20 protein-coding genes are annotated in these 18,983 nt (G+C 68.9%); 6 read left to right on the top strand and 14 right to left on the bottom strand.

Features of this window, described 5'->3' with window-relative positions; all coding sequences use genetic code 11:
- Positions 1-97: 97 nt before the first annotated feature.
- Together RSA25_RS11385 and RSA25_RS11380 are read right to left on the bottom strand one after the other, a co-directional pair.
- The gene (locus RSA25_RS11385) at positions 98-697 is read right to left on the bottom strand and encodes a hypothetical protein (protein ID WP_332809000.1); all 600 of its coding nucleotides are present in this window, start codon (positions 695-697) and stop codon (positions 98-100) included.
- A 29-nt stretch (positions 698-726) separates the two neighbouring features.
- Positions 727-990, bottom strand: a complete 264-nt coding sequence (locus tag RSA25_RS11380) for a hypothetical protein (RefSeq protein WP_332808999.1) — start codon at positions 988-990, stop codon at positions 727-729.
- A 226-nt stretch (positions 991-1,216) separates the two neighbouring features.
- Here RSA25_RS11380 and RSA25_RS11375 point away from each other — a divergent pair, with 226 nt between their 5' ends.
- The 4 genes from RSA25_RS11375 (at position 1,217) to katG (ending at position 7,618) form a co-directional block, all read left to right on the top strand.
- Positions 1,217-1,612, top strand: coding sequence for a barstar family protein (locus tag RSA25_RS11375; RefSeq protein WP_332808998.1), 396 nt, complete (start codon positions 1,217-1,219; stop codon positions 1,610-1,612).
- 123 nt (positions 1,613-1,735) lie between these two features.
- Positions 1,736-4,291, top strand: a complete 2,556-nt coding sequence (mutS, locus tag RSA25_RS11370) for a DNA mismatch repair protein MutS (protein ID WP_332809007.1) — start codon at positions 1,736-1,738, stop codon at positions 4,289-4,291.
- 179 nt (positions 4,292-4,470) lie between these two features.
- The gene (locus RSA25_RS11365) at positions 4,471-5,079 is read left to right on the top strand and encodes a DUF937 domain-containing protein (protein ID WP_332808997.1); all 609 of its coding nucleotides are present in this window, start codon (positions 4,471-4,473) and stop codon (positions 5,077-5,079) included.
- Positions 5,080-5,389: 310 nt separating this feature from the next.
- Positions 5,390-7,618, top strand: coding sequence for a catalase/peroxidase HPI (gene katG / locus RSA25_RS11360; protein WP_332808996.1), 2,229 nt, complete (start codon positions 5,390-5,392; stop codon positions 7,616-7,618).
- Positions 7,619-7,673: 55 nt separating this feature from the next.
- Here the strand turns inward: katG and RSA25_RS11355 are convergent, their stop codons facing one another.
- The 3 genes from RSA25_RS11355 to RSA25_RS11345 all read right to left on the bottom strand — a co-directional run bounded on the left by RSA25_RS11355 (position 7,674) and on the right by RSA25_RS11345 (position 9,679).
- Positions 7,674-8,867: a cellulase family glycosylhydrolase gene (locus tag RSA25_RS11355; RefSeq protein WP_332808995.1), complete on the bottom strand. Its 1,194-nt coding sequence runs from the start codon at positions 8,865-8,867 to the stop codon at positions 7,674-7,676.
- A gap of 110 nt (positions 8,868-8,977) precedes the next feature.
- Positions 8,978-9,382: a S4 domain-containing protein gene (locus RSA25_RS11350; RefSeq protein WP_332808994.1), complete on the bottom strand. Its 405-nt coding sequence runs from the start codon at positions 9,380-9,382 to the stop codon at positions 8,978-8,980.
- Positions 9,383-9,391: 9 nt separating this feature from the next.
- A complete protein-coding gene (locus RSA25_RS11345) occupies positions 9,392-9,679 on the bottom strand; it encodes a hypothetical protein (protein WP_332808993.1) in 288 nt (95 codons plus the stop codon).
- A gap of 64 nt (positions 9,680-9,743) precedes the next feature.
- Between RSA25_RS11345 and RSA25_RS11340 the strand changes: the two genes are divergently transcribed.
- Positions 9,744-11,234, top strand: coding sequence for an MATE family efflux transporter (locus tag RSA25_RS11340; protein ID WP_332808992.1), 1,491 nt, complete (start codon positions 9,744-9,746; stop codon positions 11,232-11,234).
- On the opposite strand, the gene RSA25_RS11335 is transcribed toward RSA25_RS11340, so the two are convergent.
- The 9 genes from RSA25_RS11335 to ffh form a co-directional block, all read right to left on the bottom strand.
- Positions 11,231-11,599: a DUF6404 family protein gene (locus tag RSA25_RS11335; RefSeq protein WP_332808991.1), complete on the bottom strand. Its 369-nt coding sequence runs from the start codon at positions 11,597-11,599 to the stop codon at positions 11,231-11,233. The two genes, RSA25_RS11340 and RSA25_RS11335, sit on opposite strands and share 4 nt — an antisense overlap.
- 170 nt (positions 11,600-11,769) lie before the next feature.
- Entirely contained in the window at positions 11,770-12,180 is a 411-nt protein-coding gene (rplS, locus tag RSA25_RS11330) for a 50S ribosomal protein L19 (protein WP_332808990.1), read from the bottom strand.
- A 155-nt stretch (positions 12,181-12,335) separates the two neighbouring features.
- The gene (gene trmD / locus RSA25_RS11325) at positions 12,336-13,094 is read right to left on the bottom strand and encodes a tRNA (guanosine(37)-N1)-methyltransferase TrmD (RefSeq protein ID WP_332808989.1); all 759 of its coding nucleotides are present in this window, start codon (positions 13,092-13,094) and stop codon (positions 12,336-12,338) included.
- 5 nt (positions 13,095-13,099) lie between these two features.
- Complete coding sequence (gene rimM / locus RSA25_RS11320; protein WP_332808988.1) at positions 13,100-13,612, bottom strand: ribosome maturation factor RimM; 513 nt, start codon at positions 13,610-13,612, stop codon at positions 13,100-13,102.
- Between the two features lie 43 nt (positions 13,613-13,655).
- Positions 13,656-13,919, bottom strand: a complete 264-nt coding sequence (gene rpsP, locus RSA25_RS11315; RefSeq protein ID WP_332808987.1) for a 30S ribosomal protein S16 — start codon at positions 13,917-13,919, stop codon at positions 13,656-13,658.
- A gap of 111 nt (positions 13,920-14,030) precedes the next feature.
- Positions 14,031-14,837 (bottom strand): aminotransferase class IV family protein, encoded by an 807-nt coding sequence (locus tag RSA25_RS11310; protein ID WP_332808986.1) that lies wholly within the window; start codon positions 14,835-14,837, stop codon positions 14,031-14,033.
- On the bottom strand, positions 14,834-15,910 hold the full coding sequence (locus tag RSA25_RS11305; RefSeq protein ID WP_332808985.1) for a nitronate monooxygenase: 1,077 nt from the start codon (positions 15,908-15,910) through the stop codon (positions 14,834-14,836). The genes RSA25_RS11310 and RSA25_RS11305 overlap by 4 nt, the downstream gene beginning before the upstream one ends.
- Positions 15,911-15,986: 76 nt before the next feature.
- Positions 15,987-16,427, bottom strand: coding sequence for a hypothetical protein (locus tag RSA25_RS11300; protein ID WP_332808984.1), 441 nt, complete (start codon positions 16,425-16,427; stop codon positions 15,987-15,989).
- 106 nt (positions 16,428-16,533) lie between these two features.
- Positions 16,534-17,913 (bottom strand): signal recognition particle protein, encoded by a 1,380-nt coding sequence (gene ffh / locus RSA25_RS11295; protein ID WP_332808983.1) that lies wholly within the window; start codon positions 17,911-17,913, stop codon positions 16,534-16,536.
- 131 nt (positions 17,914-18,044) lie between these two features.
- On the opposite strand from ffh, the gene ccsA reads away from it, so the two are divergent.
- Positions 18,045-18,839, top strand: coding sequence for a cytochrome c biogenesis protein CcsA (gene ccsA, locus RSA25_RS11290; RefSeq protein WP_332808982.1), 795 nt, complete (start codon positions 18,045-18,047; stop codon positions 18,837-18,839).
- The last annotated feature ends 144 nt before the right edge of the window (positions 18,840-18,983 follow it).

The following is an 18,983-nucleotide window of genomic DNA, read 5'->3' as shown; positions in this document are numbered from 1 at the left end:
ATGCGGCGCCATACGTTCAGGAGGCGGACACAAAGTGGGCGCCGAGAGATGGCACGGATAGAACGACTGTCGGAAGCGGGTTCGGGGCGACTGAAATCTACGTATCCGTTTCGAGGCTGTGGACGGAGAACCTGACCGGCATCCCCAAGACCTGTTCGATATTCGCCTTCTCGTCTTCAAAAGGCTTGGGGTCTGCTACCGGGGATCGAATATCAATAGATACCGAACCATCCCGCTCATCGATACCTGCCCCGATCAGGCCTGGCAGCATGGCCTTCAATGCTGGCCAGGACCTCTTGAGCCTGATGGATTGCTCAGCCAACGTCATCGGGGCCCCAAGCGTAAAAACGACGGGGACGTTCCCTGCCGCCGTTTCTATCTTTCGTGGCGCGACGAAGGCAGCGCCGGTCAGACGAATATTGATTGCCTGGTTTGGATAGTCCGTCCAATACAGACCTGCAAGCCGATCATTGAACTCCTCTCGCAGCGCATCGATGCCATCCTGCGCAAGCGTTTGCCGCTCGAGCTCGATGACGGCAACGTCAGCAGGAGCGCCGCTGGCCTTGGAGTAGGACTCAATCTCAACCTTGTCCGTGGTGGCGTGCAGGCGATGCCGCGTGGGGTCAACGTCACCTGCGTTCACGCTCGCGGACATCATCAATGCCGCCACACCAAAAAACTTGATCCACCTGCGCATTGAACATCCTCCCTGGCAAGGACCCGCACTCAACCCTGCGCGTCCTTGATGAACCAGAACACCGCTTTCGCGCCGGCCAGTACGGCAAAGATCCAAAGATAACGCGCGTGGCCGCTGGCCGTGCGTTCGCGTTGCTCCCGGGTTTGCCGGAACGTCACCGCACCCATCTCGGGGCCGGTGGACGCAGGCGGTGGCGCCAGCGCGTCGGCGTCCGGGCAGCAGGCAGAACCGGCCGCCAGCGGTTGCCCGCAGCGCCCGCAGCGCCCGCAGCGCCCGCAGGTTGATGCATGCATGGTATTCCTCCTTGAAGGTCGTGCAATCCATTGTCGACAGGCTGCCAGCGGGCCGTGCTAAACGAGCGCGACCGTGCGGCGCGGCGAGTATCGCGCCGACCTCGACGGCGCACAAGGCTGGCCGCCCGCCTCCACCGCACGTGCACCCCGTCGCCGCCATCATGGCCGCCAGCGCCGCACGCCTGCCCTGCCCGTCGCCGCACCCCACAAAGGCAACCGCCCCACCATGCCCCCCCTGATCCTGCACCTGGATGGACGCGCGATCCACGACATCGCCAGCTTCTACGACGAGATCAACCGCGTCTTCATGCACGGCGAAGACTGGCAGCTCGGGCCAAGCCTGGATGCCCTGGACGACATGCTGTACGGCGCCTACGGGGTGCTGGCCGCCCACCCGGATGTGGCGCTGCATTGGCACGCCATCGACCACAGCGAGCGGGCACTGGGGATCGAGGCCACGCGGGCGTGGCTGCAGGCCAAGCAGGCCGCACCGGGCACGTTCAACACCGCGGCAATCACCGCGCAGCTGCAGGCACTGGCGCGCGGTGAAGGCCAGCCCTACTTCGAGATCGTCATGGACATCTTCGCCGCCCATCCCCGGGTGGTACTGGTCAGGGCCTGACCCGGGCGGCGCTTCGCCGTCCGTGGCCCCTCCCCTACAATGGTCCATCCGGCGGCCCCCCGGCCTGCCCCCGACGTTGATGGACCCCGCGTGACCGAGAAGCAGCCCGAACACACCCCGCTCATGAAGCAGTTCTTCGCCGCAAAGTCCGATTACCCGGACCTGCTGCTGTTCTTCCGGATGGGCGATTTCTACGAGCTGTTCTACGACGACGCGCGCAAGGCGGCGCGGTTGCTGGACATCACCCTGACCCAGCGCGGCAGCTCCGGCGGCGCGCCGATCCCCATGGCCGGCGTGCCGGTGCACGCCTATGAGGGGTATCTGGCGCGGCTGGTGGCGCTGGGCGAGTCGGTGGCCATCTGCGAGCAGATCGGCGACCCGGCCCTGGCCAAGGGCCTGGTGGAACGCAAGGTGGTGCGCATCGTCACTCCCGGCACCGTCACCGACGAGGCGTTGCTGGACGAACGCCGCGACACCCTGCTGATGGCGCTTTCGCGCGGCAAGCACGGCTACGGGCTGGCCTGGGCCGACCTGGCCGGCGGCCGTTTCCTGGTCAACGAGGTGGATTCCGAAGATGCGCTGGAGGCCGAGCTGGCCCGGCTGGAGCCGGCCGAGCTGCTGGTGCCCGACGAAGAAAACTGGCCCGACTTCCTCCGGCATCGCAGTGGCATCCGCCGCCGCGCGCCGTGGCTGTTCGATGCCGACAGTGGCCGCCGGCAGCTGCTGGCGTTCTTCAAGCTGCACGACCTGACCGGTTTCGGCATCGACGACAAGCCGCGCGCCACGGCCGCGGCCGGTGCGCTGCTGGGCTATGTCGAGGAAACGCAGAAGCAGCGCCTGCCGCACCTCACCGCGATCGCCACGGAGACGGCCAGCGAGGCCATCGCGATGAACGCGGCCACGCGCCGCCATCTGGAACTGGACACCCGCGTGGACGGCGACACCCGCAACACGCTGCTGGGCGTGCTCGATACCACCGTCACTCCCATGGGCGGGCGGCTGTTGCGACGCTGGCTGCACCGGCCACTGCGGCTGCGCGAGGTGCTGGTGCAGCGCCACGATGCGGTGGCCACGCTGATCGACCGCGGCGCGGACAGCGACGTGCGCGAGGCGTTCCGTGCGCTGGGCGACCTGGAACGCATCCTCACCCGCGTGGCGCTGCGCTCGGCGCGCCCGCGCGATTTCTCCACCCTGCGCGACGGCCTGGGCCTGCTGCCACAGGTGCGCGCGGTGCTGGCGCCGCTGGATTCGCCTCGGCTGGTGGCCCTGCATGCCGCGCTGGGCTCGCACGACGAATGCGCGCACCTGCTGGCCAGTGCCATCGCGCCCACGCCGCCGATGAAGCTCAGCGATGGCGGCGTGATCGCCGAAGGCTTCGATGCCGAGCTGGACGAACTGCGCCGGCTGTCCACCCACGCCGACCAGTTCCTGATCGACCTGGAGCAGCGCGAGCGCGCCAGCAGCGGCATCGCCACGCTGAAGGTCGGCTACAACCGCGTGCATGGCTATTACATCGAGATCAGCAAGGGCCAGAGCGACAAGGCGCCGGTGCACTACACGCGCCGCCAGACCCTGACCAATGCCGAGCGCTACATCACCGAAGAACTGAAGTCCTTCGAAGACAAGGTGCTGTCCGCGCGCGAGCGCTCGCTGTCGCGCGAGAAGCTGCTCTACGAACAGCTGCTGGACACGCTGGCCGGCAGCCTGGAACCGCTCAAGCAGTGCGCGGCCGCGCTGAGCGAACTGGACGTGCTGGCCGGCTTTGCCGAGCGCGCGCAGGCGCTGGACTGGGCGCGCCCGGAACTGGACACCGCCCCGTGCCTGCGCATCGAGCGCGGCCGCCACCCGGTGGTGGAAGCGGTGCGCGAGCAGCCCTTCGAACCCAACGACCTGGACCTGCATCCGGACCGCCGCATGCTGGTGATCACCGGCCCGAACATGGGCGGTAAATCCACCTACATGCGCCAGAACGCGTTGATCGTGCTGCTGGCCCACATCGGCAGCTTCGTGCCGGCCAGCCGCGCGGTGATCGGCCCGATCGACCGCATCCTGACCCGCATCGGCGCCGGCGACGACCTGGCGCGCGGCCAATCCACCTTCATGGTCGAGATGGCCGAAACCAGCTACATCCTGCACCACGCCAGCGCGCACTCGCTGGTGCTGATGGACGAGATCGGCCGAGGCACATCCACCTACGACGGCCTGGCCCTGGCCGATGCGGTGGCGCGCCACCTGGCCTACGCCAACCGCTGCTACACCCTGTTTGCCACCCATTACTTCGAGTTGACCGCACTGGCCGACGAGCAGCATGAAGGCGGCCACAGCGGCATCGCCAACGTGCACCTGGACGCGGTGGAACACGGCGATGCGCTGGTGTTCATGCACGCGGTCAAGGACGGCCCGGCCAACCGCAGCTTCGGCCTGCAGGTGGCGGCGCTGGCCGGCCTGCCCAAGGCCACGGTGGCGCAGGCGCGCCGTCGCCTGGCCGAGCTGGAGCAGCGCGGCGGCGACAGCCATGCCGCCTCGGTGGCCCCGCAGGCATTGGATGCACCGCAGCAGTTCGGCCTGTTCAACGCGCCCAACACGGCCGCCCAGGATGCGCTGGCCGCGATCGACCCGGATGAGCTGACGCCCAAGCAGGCGCTGGAAGCGCTGTACCGGTTGAAGGCGCTGGTCTGATCGGGGCCTGGCACGACCAACAGTCGTGCCCTCCCCGGCAACGGTCGGCCTTCGGCCGGCGCGCGGAAACCCCTCCACACCCGGCAGCACCCGACCGCTGGTCGGGTGTGCCTTTCGCAATGCCGTGCCCCTGGCGGCGCTATGCTCGGGCGGTTCCCATCCCTGCCGTGGAGTCCGCCGTGAACACCGAATCGCTTGCCGCTTCCCTCTTCCAGCAACTGCAGCAGGGCCAAGGCCTGCAGCAGGTCTCCCAGCAGCTCGGCATCGACCCCCAGCAGGCCAGCGGCGCGGTCGGCGCGGCCCTGCCGTTGCTGCTCGGCGCAATGGGCCGCAACGCCCAGCAGCCGCAGGGGGCCGAGGCCCTGCTGGGGGCGCTGCAGCGTGACCACGCCCCGGCCGCGGCCGGCGGCTTCGACCTCGGCGGCCTGCTCGGCAGCGTCCTCGGTGGGGGCGGTGGCAGCAACGCCACCAACGGCGCCGGCATCCTGGGCCATGTGTTCGGCGGCAACAGCGATCGCGCCGCGCAGGGCCTGAGCCAGGCCACCGGCCTGGACAGCAGCAAGACCAGCCAGCTGCTGGCCATCCTCGCCCCGATCGTGATGTCCTACCTGGCCCAGCGTTTCGCCGGCGGCGGCAACCCGGCCCAGCTCAGCCAGGCCCTGGGCCAGGAGGCACAGGCGGCCGGCAACGGCGGGCTGCTGACCTCGGTGCTCGACCAGGACGGCGATGGTCAACTGGGCATTGGTGACCTGCTCAAGCTGGGCGGTGGGTTGCTCGGCAAGCGCTGAAAGTCGAAGCCGGTGGTCAAGGGCTGAGGGGAGCCGGCCAGCGGCCGGCACTACCGTCGGGCATGGCCATAGGCGCCGACTATCTAATCGGTTGATTCGTTCGAATTTACCGAATGCCTGAACCTGCTTAACGTGGTGGCATTCCCGCAGGAGATCCTCGGATGCATCGATTGCCCCCATCGCGCACGCGCGTCCAATCCCTGCCGCCGGACCGTGCCGGATGCTTCCCGCCCTGAGCGGGTCGCCCGTTTTGATTGCCCTGCCCGCCCGCGGCAGGTGCCTCCATTCGCAAGTACACAGGTAACGACCCATGAAAAGCGAAGCCAAGTGCCCCTTCAACCACTCCCTGGTCGGCGATGCCACCACCAACCGCGACTGGTGGCCCAACCAGCTGCGCGTGGACCTGCTCAACCAGCACTCCGCGCGCTCCAATCCGCTGGATGCGGGCTTCGACTACGCCACCGCCTTCAAGGGCCTGGACTACGCCGCGCTCAAGGCCGACCTCACCGCGCTGATGACCGATTCGCAGGACTGGTGGCCGGCCGACTTCGGCCACTACGGCGGCCTGTTCATCCGCATGGCCTGGCACAGCGCCGGCACCTACCGCATCGGCGACGGCCGCGGTGGTGGCGGCCGCGGCCAGCAGCGCTTCGCCCCGCTCAACAGCTGGCCGGACAACGTCAGCCTGGACAAGGCGCGGCGCCTGCTGTGGCCGATCAAGCAGAAATACGGCCAGGCCATCTCCTGGGCCGACCTGCTGATCCTCACCGGCAACGTGGCCCTGGAATCGATGGGCTTCAAGACGCTGGGCTTTGCCGGCGGCCGCCCCGATACGTGGGAGCCGGACCAGGACGTTTACTGGGGCCGCGAGACCACCTGGCTCGGCGGCGACGTGCGTTACGCACATGGCTCTGAAGGCGTGGTGGAAGACCACGGCGTGCTGGTGTCCGATGACGACGCCGATGGCGACATCCATTCGCGCACGCTGGAAAACCCGCTGGCGGCCGTGCAGATGGGCCTGATCTACGTGAACCCCGAAGGCCCGGACGGCAACCCGGACCCGCTCAAGGCCGCCTTCGACATCCGCGACACGTTCGGCCGCATGGCCATGGACGATGAGGAAACGGTGGCGCTGATCGCCGGCGGGCACAGCTTCGGCAAGACCCACGGCGCCGGCCCGGCCGACAACGTCGGTGCCGAACCCGAAGCGGCCGGGCTGGAAAGCCAGGGCCTGGGCTGGGCCAACGCCTACGGCAGCGGCAAGGGCGGGGACACCATCACCAGCGGCCTGGAAGTGACCTGGACGCGCACCCCGGCGCAGTGGAGCCACGACTTCTTCGAGCTGTTGTTCAAGCACGAGTGGGAGCTGACCAAGAGCCCGGCCGGCGCCCACCAGTGGGTGGCCAAGGACAGCGAGGCGGTCATTCCCGATGCGCACGATCCGGGCCGCATGCATCGCCCCAGCATGCTCACCACCGACCTGGCGCTGCGCATGGACCCGGCTTACGAGAAGATCTCGCGCCGCTTCCTGGCCGAGCCGCAGGCGTTCGCCGACGCGTTCGCGCGCGCCTGGTTCAAGCTCACCCATCGCGACATGGGCCCGCGCTCGCGTTACCTGGGCCCGGAAGTGCCGGCCGAGCATTTCATCTGGCAGGACCCGGTGCCCGAGCCGACCCATCCGTTGATCGATGCCCGCGACATCGCCGCGCTCAAGCAGCAGATCGCCGCCACCGGCCTGAGCGTGGCCGAGCTGGTCACCACCGCCTGGGCGTCGGCCTCCACCTTCCGCGGTTCGGACAAGCGCGGCGGTGCCAATGGCGCCCGCCTCCGCCTGGCCCCGCAGAAGGACTGGGCGGTCAACCAGCCTGCGCAGCTGTCCAAGGTGTTGGCGGCGCTGACGCAGGTGCAGGCCGGCTTCAACGGCGGCACCGGTGGCAAGCAGGTGTCGCTGGCCGACCTGATCGTGCTGGCCGGCGGCGTGGGCATCGAGCAGGCGGCCAAGGCCGGTGGTCACGACATCAGCGTACCGTTCACCCCGGGCCGCACCGATGCCAGCCAGGAACAGACCGACGTGGACTCGTTTGCGGTGCTCGAGCCGTATGCCGATGGCTTCCGCAACTACGTCAAGGGCCGCTACAGCGTGCCGGCCGAAGTACTGCTGATCGACCGGGCGCAACTGCTCACCCTCACCGCGCCGGAACTGACCGCGCTGGTCGGCGGCCTGCGCGTGCTCGGCGCCACTGTCGACGGCAATGCACAGGGCGTGCTGACCGATCGCCCCGGCACGTTGAGCAACGACTTCTTCGTCAACCTGCTGGACATGGGCACGCAGTGGAAAGCCAACGGCGATGGCTATGAGAGCAGCGGGCGCAAGCGCTGGACCGGCAGCCGCGCCGACCTGGTGTTTGGCTCCAACGCGGTACTGCGTGCCCTGGCCGAGGTGTACGCCAGCGCCGATGGCGAGAAGAAGCTGGTGCAGGATTTCGTCGCCGCCTGGACGCGGGTGATGGAACTGGACCGCTACGACCTGCACGCCTGATCGCCCACGCCGGCACCGCGTCCTGCGGTGCCGGCGTTTCAGCGGTGATGCTCCCTTACCTGTTGCCTGCCCGCAGGCGCTGCAGGATCGGGGCGAACAGGGGCGTGTCCGCCCGCGGCGCCGTCGGCGTCCGGCCGGCCTCCACTGCCTGCCAGTACGACCACGGCAGCGGCGTGGTGCCCAGTTCGTAGTCCATGCCGTCCCAGCCGTCTTCGCGGAAGGCATAGAACGCCCAGTGCACCTTGCCGGCCTCCAGCACGCGCAGCACGTCTTCGAGATAGGTCCGGCAATCGGGCCATCGGCGCATGCAGCCGAACTCGCCCACCACCATGCGCTGCCGCGCCACGCCATGCTGGTCGGCCCAGTCCATGGGTTGTTGCAGGTAGCGGGCCACGTGCGCGGCATCCCAGCGCGGCATGCCCCCGGCAAACGGCACTGCCGCCGGATAGCGATAGGGCCTGGCCCGCGTCTGGTTGGGGGCGCTGGTGGCGGCGTACGGTTCGTACATGTGCACGCTGTAAAGCAGGTGCGGATCGTCCAGCGCTGCCGGCCAGTAGGCCAGCGCATCGGCGGCGGCATACCAGCCGGGGTCGAGCATCAGCGGCATGTCCGCATCCACCTCGCGCACGGCGGCGATCAACGCGGTGTAGAAGCGCGGCAGGTCGCGCGGGCCGCCCTTGACGGTGGCATACCACGCGCGCATCGCGGCGGCATCGGCGTGCTCGGCCAGTGCGGTGCCGTATTCCGGGGCGGGCTCGTTGATGAGGTTGTAGGCCACCAGGCCGGGATGCCCCTTGAGTGCCCGCGCCAGATCGCGCCAGAACGCCTGCGCGGGGGCGTGATTGGCATCGGACTGCCATAGCCGCTGATCGACCACGCCGCCGTTTTTCTGCTTCCAGCGCAGCAGCGGCAGTGACAGCGGCACCAGCACCACCTTCAGCCCGGCCGCGTGGGCGTCATCGAGGACGCGACGCAGGGTGGCCAGGTCGTCGCCGACCAGCCCCTGGTACCGATCGGCATCGCCCATCAGGAAATCGCGACCGCCGGCGGAGGGCCATTTGTCCGGCGTCAGCCGCACCCAGGTGGCGCCGGTGGCGCGCAACGCATCGAAGTACGCCCGATCCGGCGGTGCCTGGTTGAAACTGTTGCCGCCGCGTTGCGGCTGCGCCCAGAACGCATCGGGCGGTGCCTGCGCATGGGCGGGTGACATCAACACCAATGACAACACGATCAACAGCATCCAACGCATGGCAGGCTCCTTCGACAGACCCGCGAGCCTGACCCACCCTGCTTGAGCGCGCCGTGACCGGCACCGCGCTTCACCGCCTTCGGGGCGGATGCGTCACCGCATGAGCGGCCTTACAGCGCGTCGAGATCCCCCAGCGCGCGGATCAGCCGGCGTGCGCGTTTGTCGGGCCGATGCTCCGGGGCCTGGTACCCGTTGGCCGCCGCTGCGCGCTGTGCCCGCACCTCGGCGCGGCGCGCGCGCGAGGCTTCGCTTTCTTCATAGAGTTGTTGCGCCACCGGTGCCGGGCCACGCAGCTCGCTCAGGCCACGCACCTGCACCTCGTAGACGTCATCGCCCCGGCTGATCTGCAGCTGCTCGCCCACGCGCACCGCGCGCGAGGATTTGGGCCGCTGCCCGGCCACGTCCACCTTGCCCGTCTCCACGGCCTGCTTGGCCAGGCTGCGGGTCTTGAAGAAACGTGCGGCCCACAGCCACACGTCCAGCCGCACGGCGGCCAACGGCGTTGCTTCGATCATGCGGGTAGTTCAGCTCCCCGGCTGCGCCGGTCGTCGGTTCAAGGGTTGCGGCGCCGCCGGGTTGCCGCGGCAGCCGGTACCGCCGATCAGCACGGGCACCCCCGCGTCCAGATCCCGGCGCTCGCTGCCGACCTGGCATTCCGGTCGGTCCATGGGCCGCACCTGCGCATCGCCGAGGCGGTCCCTACCCGAAGAACATGCGGGCAGCACCGCGGCAATCAAGAGCGCTGCCAGCGCGGGCATGAACCGGTCAGCCAGCGCGGGGCGCGGGCGCCTGCTGCGGGTGAGCATCTGCATCGCGATATCTCCCTGACGGGCTGGATGCTAGTGTGCCCCTCCCAGAGCCCGATCTCCACCGCACATGGCCAAGGCGCCGCTTGACCTGACCACCGGCCCCATCGGGCGCAACCTGTTCCTGTTCGCGCTGCCGATCCTGGCCGGCAACATCGCCCAGTCGCTCAATGGCTCGGTGAATGCGATCTGGGTCGGCCGGTTCCTGGGCGAGGCCGCGCTGACGGCCACGGCCAACGCCAACAACATCATGTTCTTCCTGATCGGGTCGGTGTTCGGCATCGGCATGGCCGCCACCATCCTGATCGGCCAGGCCATGGGCGCGCGCGATACCGCCCAGGCGCGGCGCGTGATGGGCACCAGCGCCACGTTCTTCATCGGCCTGTCGGTGGTGATCGCCATTGCCGGCTGGTGGCTGTCGCACCCGCTGCTGGCGGCGATGGGCACGCCGGCTGAATCGCTGCCGCTGGCCGAGGCCTACCTGCGCATCATCTTCCTGGCGATGCCCACGCTGTATGCGTTCGCGTTCCTGAGCTCGGCGCTGCGCGGCGTGGGCGATTCGCGCACGCCGTTCCGCTTCCTGCTGTTGTCGGTGGTGCTGGATATCGGCTTCAACCCGCTGCTGATCTTCGGCATCGGCCCGTTCCCGCAGCTGGGCATCGCCGGTGCGGCGTGGGCCACGCTGATCGCCCAGACCCTCTCGCTGATCGGCCTGCTCTGGTACATGCGCAACAAGCGGCACGTGCTGTGGCTGGGGCGCAGGGACATGGCGCTGTTCAAGATCGACCTGGAGATCCTGCGCGCGCTGGTGGTCAAGGGCGTGCCGATGGGCCTGCAGATGGTGTTGATCTCGCTGTCGATGATCCTGATGATGAGCATGGTCAACGGCTACGGCACCGACACGGCCGCCGCCTACGGCGCCTCGCTGCAGCTGTGGACCTACGTGCAGATGCCGGCCATGGCGATCGGCGCGGCGTGTTCGTCGATGGCCGCGCAGAACGTGGGTGCCGGCAACTGGAACCGGGTGCGCGGCACCGCGCGCAGCGGGGTGATGTACAACTTCCTGCTCACCGGGGTGTTGATCCTGCCGCTGATCCTGCTGGACCGCTACACGCTGGCACTGTTCCTGCCCGACGGCAGCCAGGCGCTGGAAGCGGCGCGCCACCTCAACCACATCGCGGTGTGGTCGTTCCTGTTCTTCGGCGTGAACTTCGTGATCTCCGGCGTGGTGCGCTCCACCGGCGCGGTGATTCCGCCGCTGCTGATCCTGGCCGCCTCGCTGTGGGGCATCCGCGTGCCCTTCGCCGAACTGCTGCAGGCGCAGTGGGGCGCTGACGCGGTGTGGTGGAGCTTCCCGGTCAGCTCGTTCTGCGCGATGTTGATGTCGCTGGCCTATTACCGCTGGGGCGGCTGGCGCAAGGCGACGATGCTGCCCACCCACCACGAAGAACTGGCGGCCCCGGCCGAAGTGCCGGCCATGCCGCCCTCGCCGGTGGCCGACCTCAACCCGGACGCACCGCCCACGGCCGCACCTAAGCCGGCGCCAACCCGCGCCGGTTAAGCCGCGCTGCCATCCGGCAGGTGGCGCCACGCCGGCAACCGGTAGCGCTGCTGCTGCGCACGCATGATCAGCCCCATGATCGTGCCGAACAGCAAGCCAGCGAGGCCGGCACCCCCCACCATCGCCCAGGTGGTCAGGGGAACCAGCAGCCCGAACACGGGCCGCATCAGCAGACCCCAGCCAACGCCGAAGAACACGCCCATCAACAGCGCGTTGGCGGCAAAGCCGGCCAGCAGCGGCGGCGGTACCGCGATGCCCAGCCGCCACAACAGGCGGTGCAGGGGCGGGGCGCGCAGCGCCTGCGGGACACCGGCGTCTTGCATGAGCTGCAATGCGGCGCGGACCTTGGCGGGGTAATGGGGCATCGTCATCCTGACCTGAGCGTGGGGGAGTTGCTGCAATCGTCGCGTGGCCGGCGGGGCGACTACCGCCGGCCCTGCCGATCATGCCACTGCCGCTTACCTGCGCCACAAACGCAAACGGCCACCCGAAGGTGGCCGTTTGTTGCGCGACAACCGAGGTTGTCGGCGCGGTCTTACTGGGCAGCCTTGGCAGCAGCCAGGCGGGCCTGCTTGGCCTGCGCAGCGGCGGCCAGATCTTCCTTGATGCGGGCAGCCTTGCCTTCCAGGCCACGCAGGTAGTACAGCTTGCCGGCGCGGACCTTACCACGACGCTTCACTTCGACCGAGTCGATGATGGCGCTGTGGGTCTGGAAGACGCGCTCGACGCCGTAGCCGTGCGAGATCTTGCGCACGGTGAAGGCGGAGTTCAGGCCGGCGTTCTTGGTGCCGATCACGACGCCTTCGTAAGCCTGCACGCGCTCACGGTTGCCTTCCTTGACCTTCACGTTGACGACCACGGTGTCACCCTGGCTGAACTTCGGCAGCTCGCGGGTGATCTGGGCGGATTCGAAGTCCGCAAGGATGGATTTGTTCAGCTTGCTCATGGGTGCACCGATAGTGTTCGGGTGATCGTGTCGTTCGACAACGTGGGCTCATGCAGTCACCGGACTGTGCTGCACGTTTTTTGTAGGGATTCCTACCACCGGGCCCCAAAAGGCCGATGGCAATCCCGGATTGTAAACAAGATTACGCCCCCGCGCTAGGGGGTTGGATCCTCGGCCAGGGCCTGCCGCGCCTGCTCCAGCAGTAGCCGGTCGGCCTTGGACAGCGTGGCCGGGTCCAGCAGGTCCGGCCGCCGCAGCCAGGTCCGCAGCAGCGACTGCTGGCGCCGCCAGCGCGCGATCGCAGCATGGTTGCCCGATCTCAGCACATCGGGGACCGTGCCCCATTCATGCTGAGCCGGGTGACTGAAATGCGGGCAGTCCAGCAGCCCCAGCGGGCCCTCGAAACTGTCCTGCACCGCCGATTCGGCGTCGCCCAGGGCGCCCTCCTGCAGCCGGGTCACCGCATCGACGATCACCGCCGCGCCCAGCTCGCCGCCGGACAGCACGTAATCGCCGATCGAGATTTCCTCGGTTACCTCGGCCGCCAGGAAACGTTCGTCGATCCCCTCATAACGCCCGCACAGCAGGATCATGCGTGGCAAGGCCGCCAGTTGGCGCACCTTGGCCTGGGTCAACGGCGCCCCCTGCGGGCTGAGGTAGATCACCGGCGCCGGCGCCGGGTCGGCCGCCTTCGCCGCGGCCAGGCAGGCCCGCAGCGGCTCGATCAGCATGACCATGCCCGGGCCACCGCCGAACGGACGATCGTCCACCCGGCGGTAGTTGCCCTCGGCGTAGTCACGCGGGTTCCAGCCCTGCAGGTCGAGCAGGCCGCGCTCGGCGGCACGGCCAACCACGCCCAGCGCGGCCGACTGCGCCATGAACTCGGGGAACAAGGTGATGACGTCGATGCGCATCCGGCCTAGAACTCCGGATCCCAATCGACCACGATCAGGTTGGCCTCGAAATCCACCGACACCACGAACTCGGGCTGCACGAACGGAATCATCCGCTCGCGGTCACCCTGCACGACCAGGACGTCGTTGGAGCCGGTCGAGAACAGGTGCGAGGCCCGTCCCAGTTCGACGCCGTCCACGGTGCGCACCTGCAGGCCTTCCAGGTCCACCCAGTAATACTCATCGGGCTTGGGCGGCGGCAGCGCGCTGCGGGCGACATAGACTTCGGTGCCGTACATCGACTCGACCACGTCGCGGTCGGTGATATCGGGAAACACCGCGATCAGGTGCTTGCCGGACTGGCGTCCGCGCGCGCCCTTGAGGGTGCTCTCCTGGCCGGCGGGCGTGCGCAGGATCCAGGGCTGATAGTTGAAGATGGCGGTACGCGGCTCGGTCCAGGACTCGAGCTTGATCTCGCCTCGCACACCAAAAGCGCCGACAATCCTGCCCAGCAGGATCCGGCGCTCGGTATCTTTCATCTGAATAGACCAGATGGGCCGCGCCAGGCGCGGCCCGTCAGGATCAGGCCGCCGGGGCGGTCTGGGCCTTGGTCGCTTCCTTGTACAGGTTGCGGACCTTGTCGGTCATCTGGGCGCCGTTGGCGACCCACTTGTCCACCAGCGGCAGGTCCAGCACGATGCGGGACTCGGCACCCTGGGCGACCGGGTTGTAGTAACCGACGCGCTCGATGTTGCGGCCATCACGGGCGCTGCGCGAGTCGGTCACGATGATGTGGTAGAACGGACGCTTCTTGGCGCCGCCGCGGGTCAGTCGAATCTTGACCATGGTGTTGTTTCCTCAATTGCCCAGTCGCCAGGATGGCGCGGTAAGCCGGCGATTATAGCGGCGCGCGCCGGTCATTCCAAGCCGTGGGCCGCCGGCAAAGCTGAACAGGGCCTACCGACGTGGGTCCGGCCCACCGATCGGTTGCCACGGCGCCATTTCCAGCACCCCGCGGGCCTGCTGGCAGAACGCCTCGGAGGCGGCAAACGCCACGGCATCGATGGCCGCCACCGGCCAGACACCGGCCGCATTGCAGGCGATGGCCCCGTCGAAGCCGGCCAGCTCGGCCAACGACACCGGGCGAACCTGCTGCCGCTCCGGGGCGAACCCGGCCTGCAGCAGCCGCTCATGGGTGCCGCGCAGGGCCGGGGCCTGCGGCCACACGATCTGCGGGCCCTGCTGGAAGGCGATGTTCCAGGTGCTGCCCTCGCTGATCTGGCCACTGCCATCGACGAACAGCGCATCGTCGAATCCGCCCTGCTGCGCCCGCCGGCGATGCTCGAACAACGGGAAGGTGCCGACATGCTTGAGGTGCGGCAGATCGCGCTGATAGGCCACCGAGCACAGGCGGCGCGGGTCGGCCGGCATGTGCACCGGCACAGCCACGGCCACCAGCACGTCCAGCGCGACCGGCTGCAACGGCTGGCGGAAATCGAACCGGCGCGAGAACACGGTGACCCGCAGCGAGGCGTCGCGACGCGGTTCGGCCTGCAGGGCGTGCTGCATCCAGGCCTGCACCTGCGCGGTGTCCAGCACACAGCCGAACAACGCCTCGGTGCCCTGCGACAGCCGCTGCAGGTGCAGGTCCAGGCCCTGCACCGCCCCGCCGCGCACCTGCATGGAGGTGAAGTGGCCATAGTTGGTGAGTGCGCCGGCCAGATCCTCGGCGCTGGCACGCTGGCCATTGCAGTAATGGGTCATCGCAGCAGCGCCCTGGCATCGGACCACATCTGCGCCAGCACCTCGGCGGCAGGCCGCGCGGGCGCCATCCACGCCGACTGCCCGGCCCAGGCCTGCATGGCATCGACGTTGTTCTCGCCGCTGGCCTGGGTGCGCATCGGCGCGGTCAGCCCGCGCTGCACCGGATACGGGCGCGGCGGCGGCGCATCGGGCGCGGCCGCCGCGCGCACGTACGCGGTGGCCAGGCCACGGCCGAGCCGGCCACTGAAGGCGCGGGTGGGCCAGGTATCTTCGGGCTCGGCCTCGGCCAGGGCCTGCGACCAGGCCGGGTTCAACGCGCACTCGGGCGTGCGCAGGAAGGCGGTCCCGATCTGCACCGCGCTGGCCCCGAGCGTGAGCGCGGCGGCGATGCCACGCCCATCGGCGATGCCGCCAGCGGCGATCACCGGGATCTCCAGCTGATCGGCCAGCCGCGGCAGCAGCGCGAACAAGCCGACCAGCTGGCGCTCGGCCGCGTCCGGATCGAAGGCACCGCGATGGCCACCGGCTTCAAACCCCTGCGCGACCACCGCATCGGCACCGGCGGCCTGCGCCGCGCGGGCTTCGGCCAGGGTGGTGGCGCAGGCGATCCAGGCGATGCCCACGTCCTTCAGGCGCTGCACCTGCGCGGCCGAGAACACGCCCATGATGGTGGAGGCCACCGCCGGGCGCGCGCGGACCAGCGCATCGAACTGGGCATCGAAATCGGCCGGGCCCGCATCCCCCGCACTGGCCGGCACCGCCGGGCCCCACTGGGCCAGGAAGCGACGGCTGGCCGCTTCGGCGTCGGCATCGCGCTGGGGCAGCGGATCGGGGATCCACACGTTGACCTGCGCCGGGCCGCTGGACTGGGCGCGGAAATCGGTCATCCACGCCTCGATGTCCTGCGGCTGGGACAGCACCGCGCCCATCGCGCCCATGCTGCCGGCATTGGCCAACGCGGCCGACAACGGCACCGGGCAGGCGCCGGCCATCGGCGCGAGCAGGACCGGGGCCTGCAAGGCAAAACGCCGACAGAAGCTGTCGGCGCGTTCAAGGATGATGGACTGGCTCACGATCGGCGCACCTGTGGGGTCTGACGCGGCCAGCATACGCCGCCCCGCCCCACCCCGGCATGCACGCCGCGGCGGATCAGCGTGCCAGCACCGCGTAGGTGCGGACCAGCTGGCTGTCCATCTCTTCATTGAAGGTGAAGGTCACATAGCGCGCGTCGTCGGCGGCGAATTCCTCCTCGACCACGGCACGGCCGATCTCGGTGCCCTCCCCGTCCAGCGCGCGGGCGACCAGCTTGCCCTTGAACGCCTTGTCGGCCACCACGTACACCGCCGCGTCCTTGGAGCCCATGCCGCGGCTCTTGCCCAGCGTCACGGTGAGGCCGCGCGCGGCCAGGCTCGGGTCGCCCTGCAGGGTCACGTTCATTTTCTTGTCCACGCCCTCGCCCAGCCCGGCCACGAAATCGGCGGCGGTGCCGCTGATCGCGCTGCCGGCCTTCTGCGACATCGAGGTGTCGTCCTTGCAGGCGGTCAACGCCAGGGCCAGCGCCATCACCATCACCACGATCGACTTGTTCATGTGCATTCCTTTGTTGAGAGCGACAGCGGGTGCGTCAGTGCCCCGCGACGTTGGCACCGCATTCTGGAACGTCATGGCCGGCGCGGCGCCGGCCACCGGTACGGGATCAGCGGAACGGCAGGCCGCCGCGGCCGCCCATGGCGCCCATCATCCCCTTCATGCTGCGCATCATGCCCTTCATGCCGCCGCCGGCCATCTTGCTCATCATCTTTTCCATCTGCTGGAACTGCTTCATGAGCTTGTTGACGTCGGCCGGGGTGAGGCCGGAACCGCGCGCGATGCGGGCACGACGCGAGCCGTTGAGCAGGCCCGGGTTGCGGCGTTCCTTCTTGGTCATCGAGTTGATGATGGCGATCATGCGCGGCACTTCCTTGCCCTGGCTGACCTGCTGCTTGAGGTGCTCGGGGATGTTGCCCAGGCCCGGCAGCTTGTCCATCAGCCCGCCGATGCCGCCCATGTTCTGCATCTGCTCGAGCTGGTCGCGCATGTCGTTCAGATCGAACTTCTTGCCCTTGGCGACCTTCTCGGCCAGCTTCTGGGCCTTGTCCTTGTCCACCTGCTGCTCGACCTGCTCCACCAGCGACAGCACGTCGCCCATGTCCAGGATGCGGCTGGCGATACGGTCGGGGTGGAACACGTCCAGGCCGTCGGGCTTTTCGCTGACGCCGACAAACTTGATCGGCTTGCCGGTGATGTAGCGCACGCTCAGCGCGGCACCGCCACGGGCGTCGCCGTCGGTCTTGGTCAGCACCACGCCGGTCAGCGGCAGCGCCTCACCGAAGGCCTTGGCGGTGTTGGCCGCGTCCTGGCCGGTCATGGCATCGACCACGAACAGCGTTTCGGCCGGGTTGACCGCCGCGTGCAGGGCCTTGATCTCGGCCATCATCGCTTCGTCGATGGCCAGGCGGCCGGCGGTATCGACGATCAGCACGTCCACGAACGACTTGCGGGCATCGTCGATGGCCGCGCGCACGATGGCTTCCGGCTTCTGGTCGGCGCTGGAGGGGAAGAACAGCACGCCGACCTGGTCGGCCAGGGTCTTGAGCTGCTCGATCGCGGCCGGACGGTAGACGTCGGCCGACACCACCATCACCTTCTTCTTGCGCTTGTCTTTGAGGTGCTTGGCCAGCTTGCCCACCGTGGTGGTCTTGCCCGCACCCTGCAGGCCGGCCATCAGGATGATCGCCGGCGCCGGCACGTTGAGGTTGAGGTCCGAGGCGGCCGCGCCCATCACCGTGGCCAGCTCGTCGCGCACGACCTTGATCAGCGCCTGGCCGGGGGTGAGCGACTTGAGCACTTCCTGGCCGACCGCGCGCACCTTGATGCGCTCGACCAGCGCCTGCACGACCGGCAGGGCGACATCGGCTTCCAGCAGCGCGATGCGGACTTCGCGGGTGGCCTCGCGGATGTTTTCCTCGGTGAGGCGACCGCGGCCACGCAGCCGCTCGATGGTGCCGGAGAGGCGCTGGGTCAGGGACTCGAACATGGAGGCAACCTGTTCAGAACGAAAGACAGAGAGACGCACAGTATAGCCGGTCCACCAAGCCCCCCGGACCCCGCCTGCGGCCCGTGGCCGCAGGCATCGCCAGCACCCCGGGGGTATGCGAAACTGCCACGATGACAATCGTTCTCATCGCCACCCTGCTGTACCTCACCGCCACCGCCCTGCTGGTGCGCGCGGTCAGCCGCGATGACGCGATCGGTTCGCCGGCGTGGCTGTGGCCGGCGCTGCCGGCGATGCTGCTGCATGGCGGCTACCACGTGCTGGTGGCGATGCGCACCAACGGCGGGCCGGACATGCATTTCTTCGCGGCGCTGTCGCTGGTCGGCCTCGGCATGGCCTGGCTGACCTCGCTGGTGGCCGCGCGCGGGCGCATGGCGGCATTGGGCGTGCTGGTGTTCCCGATGGCGGCGGCGGTGCTGTGTGTCTACCACGCCTACGGCCACGAACCGAGCAAGCCGCTGGGCTGGCAGCTGGCCACCCACGCCTGGCTGGCGCTGCTGGCCTACGCCACGCTGAGCGTGGCCGCGCTGCTGGCGATCATGCTGTGGCTGCAGGAGCGTGCGCTGCGTCGCCGTGACTTCCGCCCGTGGCTGCGCGCGCTGCCGCCGCTGGCCGACCTGGAATCGCTGCTGTTCCGGGTGATCGCCGTGGGCTTTGCCCTGCTCACCCTGACCCTGCTCACCGGGGTGCTGTTCGTGGATGACCTGCTGGCCCAGAAGCTGGTGCACAAGACCGTGCTCAGCGTGCTGTCCTGGATCGTGTTCGGCACGCTGCTGATCGGTCGCCGCCGCTATGGCTGGCGCGGCGCCAAGGCGGTGCACTGGACGCTGACCGCGATGGCCCTGCTGCTGCTGGCCTTCTTCGGCAGCCAGTTCGTGATCGAGCTGGTGTTCGGGCACGCCCGTTGAGCGAGGCGTGCCGGCGCCTCACATCGGCGCGGACAACCATTGGCGCTGCGACTGCCCGGCGTTGGTGATCAGGTCATCCACCTGCCAGCAGCCCTGCCCGGCGCGGGCCAGGATCAACCGGGTCACGCGCGCCTGGCCCCACAC

It is taken from the genome of Stenotrophomonas sp. (assembly GCF_036662295.1).
Lineage (GTDB): Bacteria > Pseudomonadota > Gammaproteobacteria > Xanthomonadales > Xanthomonadaceae > Stenotrophomonas.
Note: the sequence above shows the minus strand (reverse complement) of the source record. Positions and strands in the feature narration are given on the sequence as shown.

Coding starts and splice junctions, on each gene's coding strand:
- RSA25_RS11385 (WP_332809000.1), bottom strand. CDS start 697: ATGCGCAGGTGGATCAAGTTTTTTGGTGTGGCGGCATTGATGATGTCC.
- RSA25_RS11380 (WP_332808999.1), bottom strand. CDS start 990: ATGCATGCATCAACCTGCGGGCGCTGCGGGCGCTGCGGGCGCTGCGGG.
- RSA25_RS11375 (WP_332808998.1), top strand. CDS start 1,217: ATGCCCCCCCTGATCCTGCACCTGGATGGACGCGCGATCCACGACATC.
- mutS (WP_332809007.1), top strand. CDS start 1,736: ATGAAGCAGTTCTTCGCCGCAAAGTCCGATTACCCGGACCTGCTGCTG.
- katG (WP_332808996.1), top strand. CDS start 5,390: ATGAAAAGCGAAGCCAAGTGCCCCTTCAACCACTCCCTGGTCGGCGAT.
- RSA25_RS11355 (WP_332808995.1), bottom strand. CDS start 8,867: ATGCGTTGGATGCTGTTGATCGTGTTGTCATTGGTGTTGATGTCACCC.
- RSA25_RS11350 (WP_332808994.1), bottom strand. CDS start 9,382: ATGATCGAAGCAACGCCGTTGGCCGCCGTGCGGCTGGACGTGTGGCTG.
- RSA25_RS11345 (WP_332808993.1), bottom strand. CDS start 9,679: ATGCAGATGCTCACCCGCAGCAGGCGCCCGCGCCCCGCGCTGGCTGAC.
- RSA25_RS11340 (WP_332808992.1), top strand. CDS start 9,744: ATGGCCAAGGCGCCGCTTGACCTGACCACCGGCCCCATCGGGCGCAAC.
- RSA25_RS11335 (WP_332808991.1), bottom strand. CDS start 11,599: ATGCCCCATTACCCCGCCAAGGTCCGCGCCGCATTGCAGCTCATGCAA.
- rplS (WP_332808990.1), bottom strand. CDS start 12,180: ATGAGCAAGCTGAACAAATCCATCCTTGCGGACTTCGAATCCGCCCAG.
- trmD (WP_332808989.1), bottom strand. CDS start 13,094: ATGCGCATCGACGTCATCACCTTGTTCCCCGAGTTCATGGCGCAGTCG.
- rimM (WP_332808988.1), bottom strand. CDS start 13,612: ATGAAAGATACCGAGCGCCGGATCCTGCTGGGCAGGATTGTCGGCGCT.
- rpsP (WP_332808987.1), bottom strand. CDS start 13,919: ATGGTCAAGATTCGACTGACCCGCGGCGGCGCCAAGAAGCGTCCGTTC.
- RSA25_RS11310 (WP_332808986.1), bottom strand. CDS start 14,837: ATGACCCATTACTGCAATGGCCAGCGTGCCAGCGCCGAGGATCTGGCC.
- RSA25_RS11300 (WP_332808984.1), bottom strand. CDS start 16,427: ATGAACAAGTCGATCGTGGTGATGGTGATGGCGCTGGCCCTGGCGTTG.
- ffh (WP_332808983.1), bottom strand. CDS start 17,913: ATGTTCGAGTCCCTGACCCAGCGCCTCTCCGGCACCATCGAGCGGCTG.
- ccsA (WP_332808982.1), top strand. CDS start 18,045: ATGACAATCGTTCTCATCGCCACCCTGCTGTACCTCACCGCCACCGCC.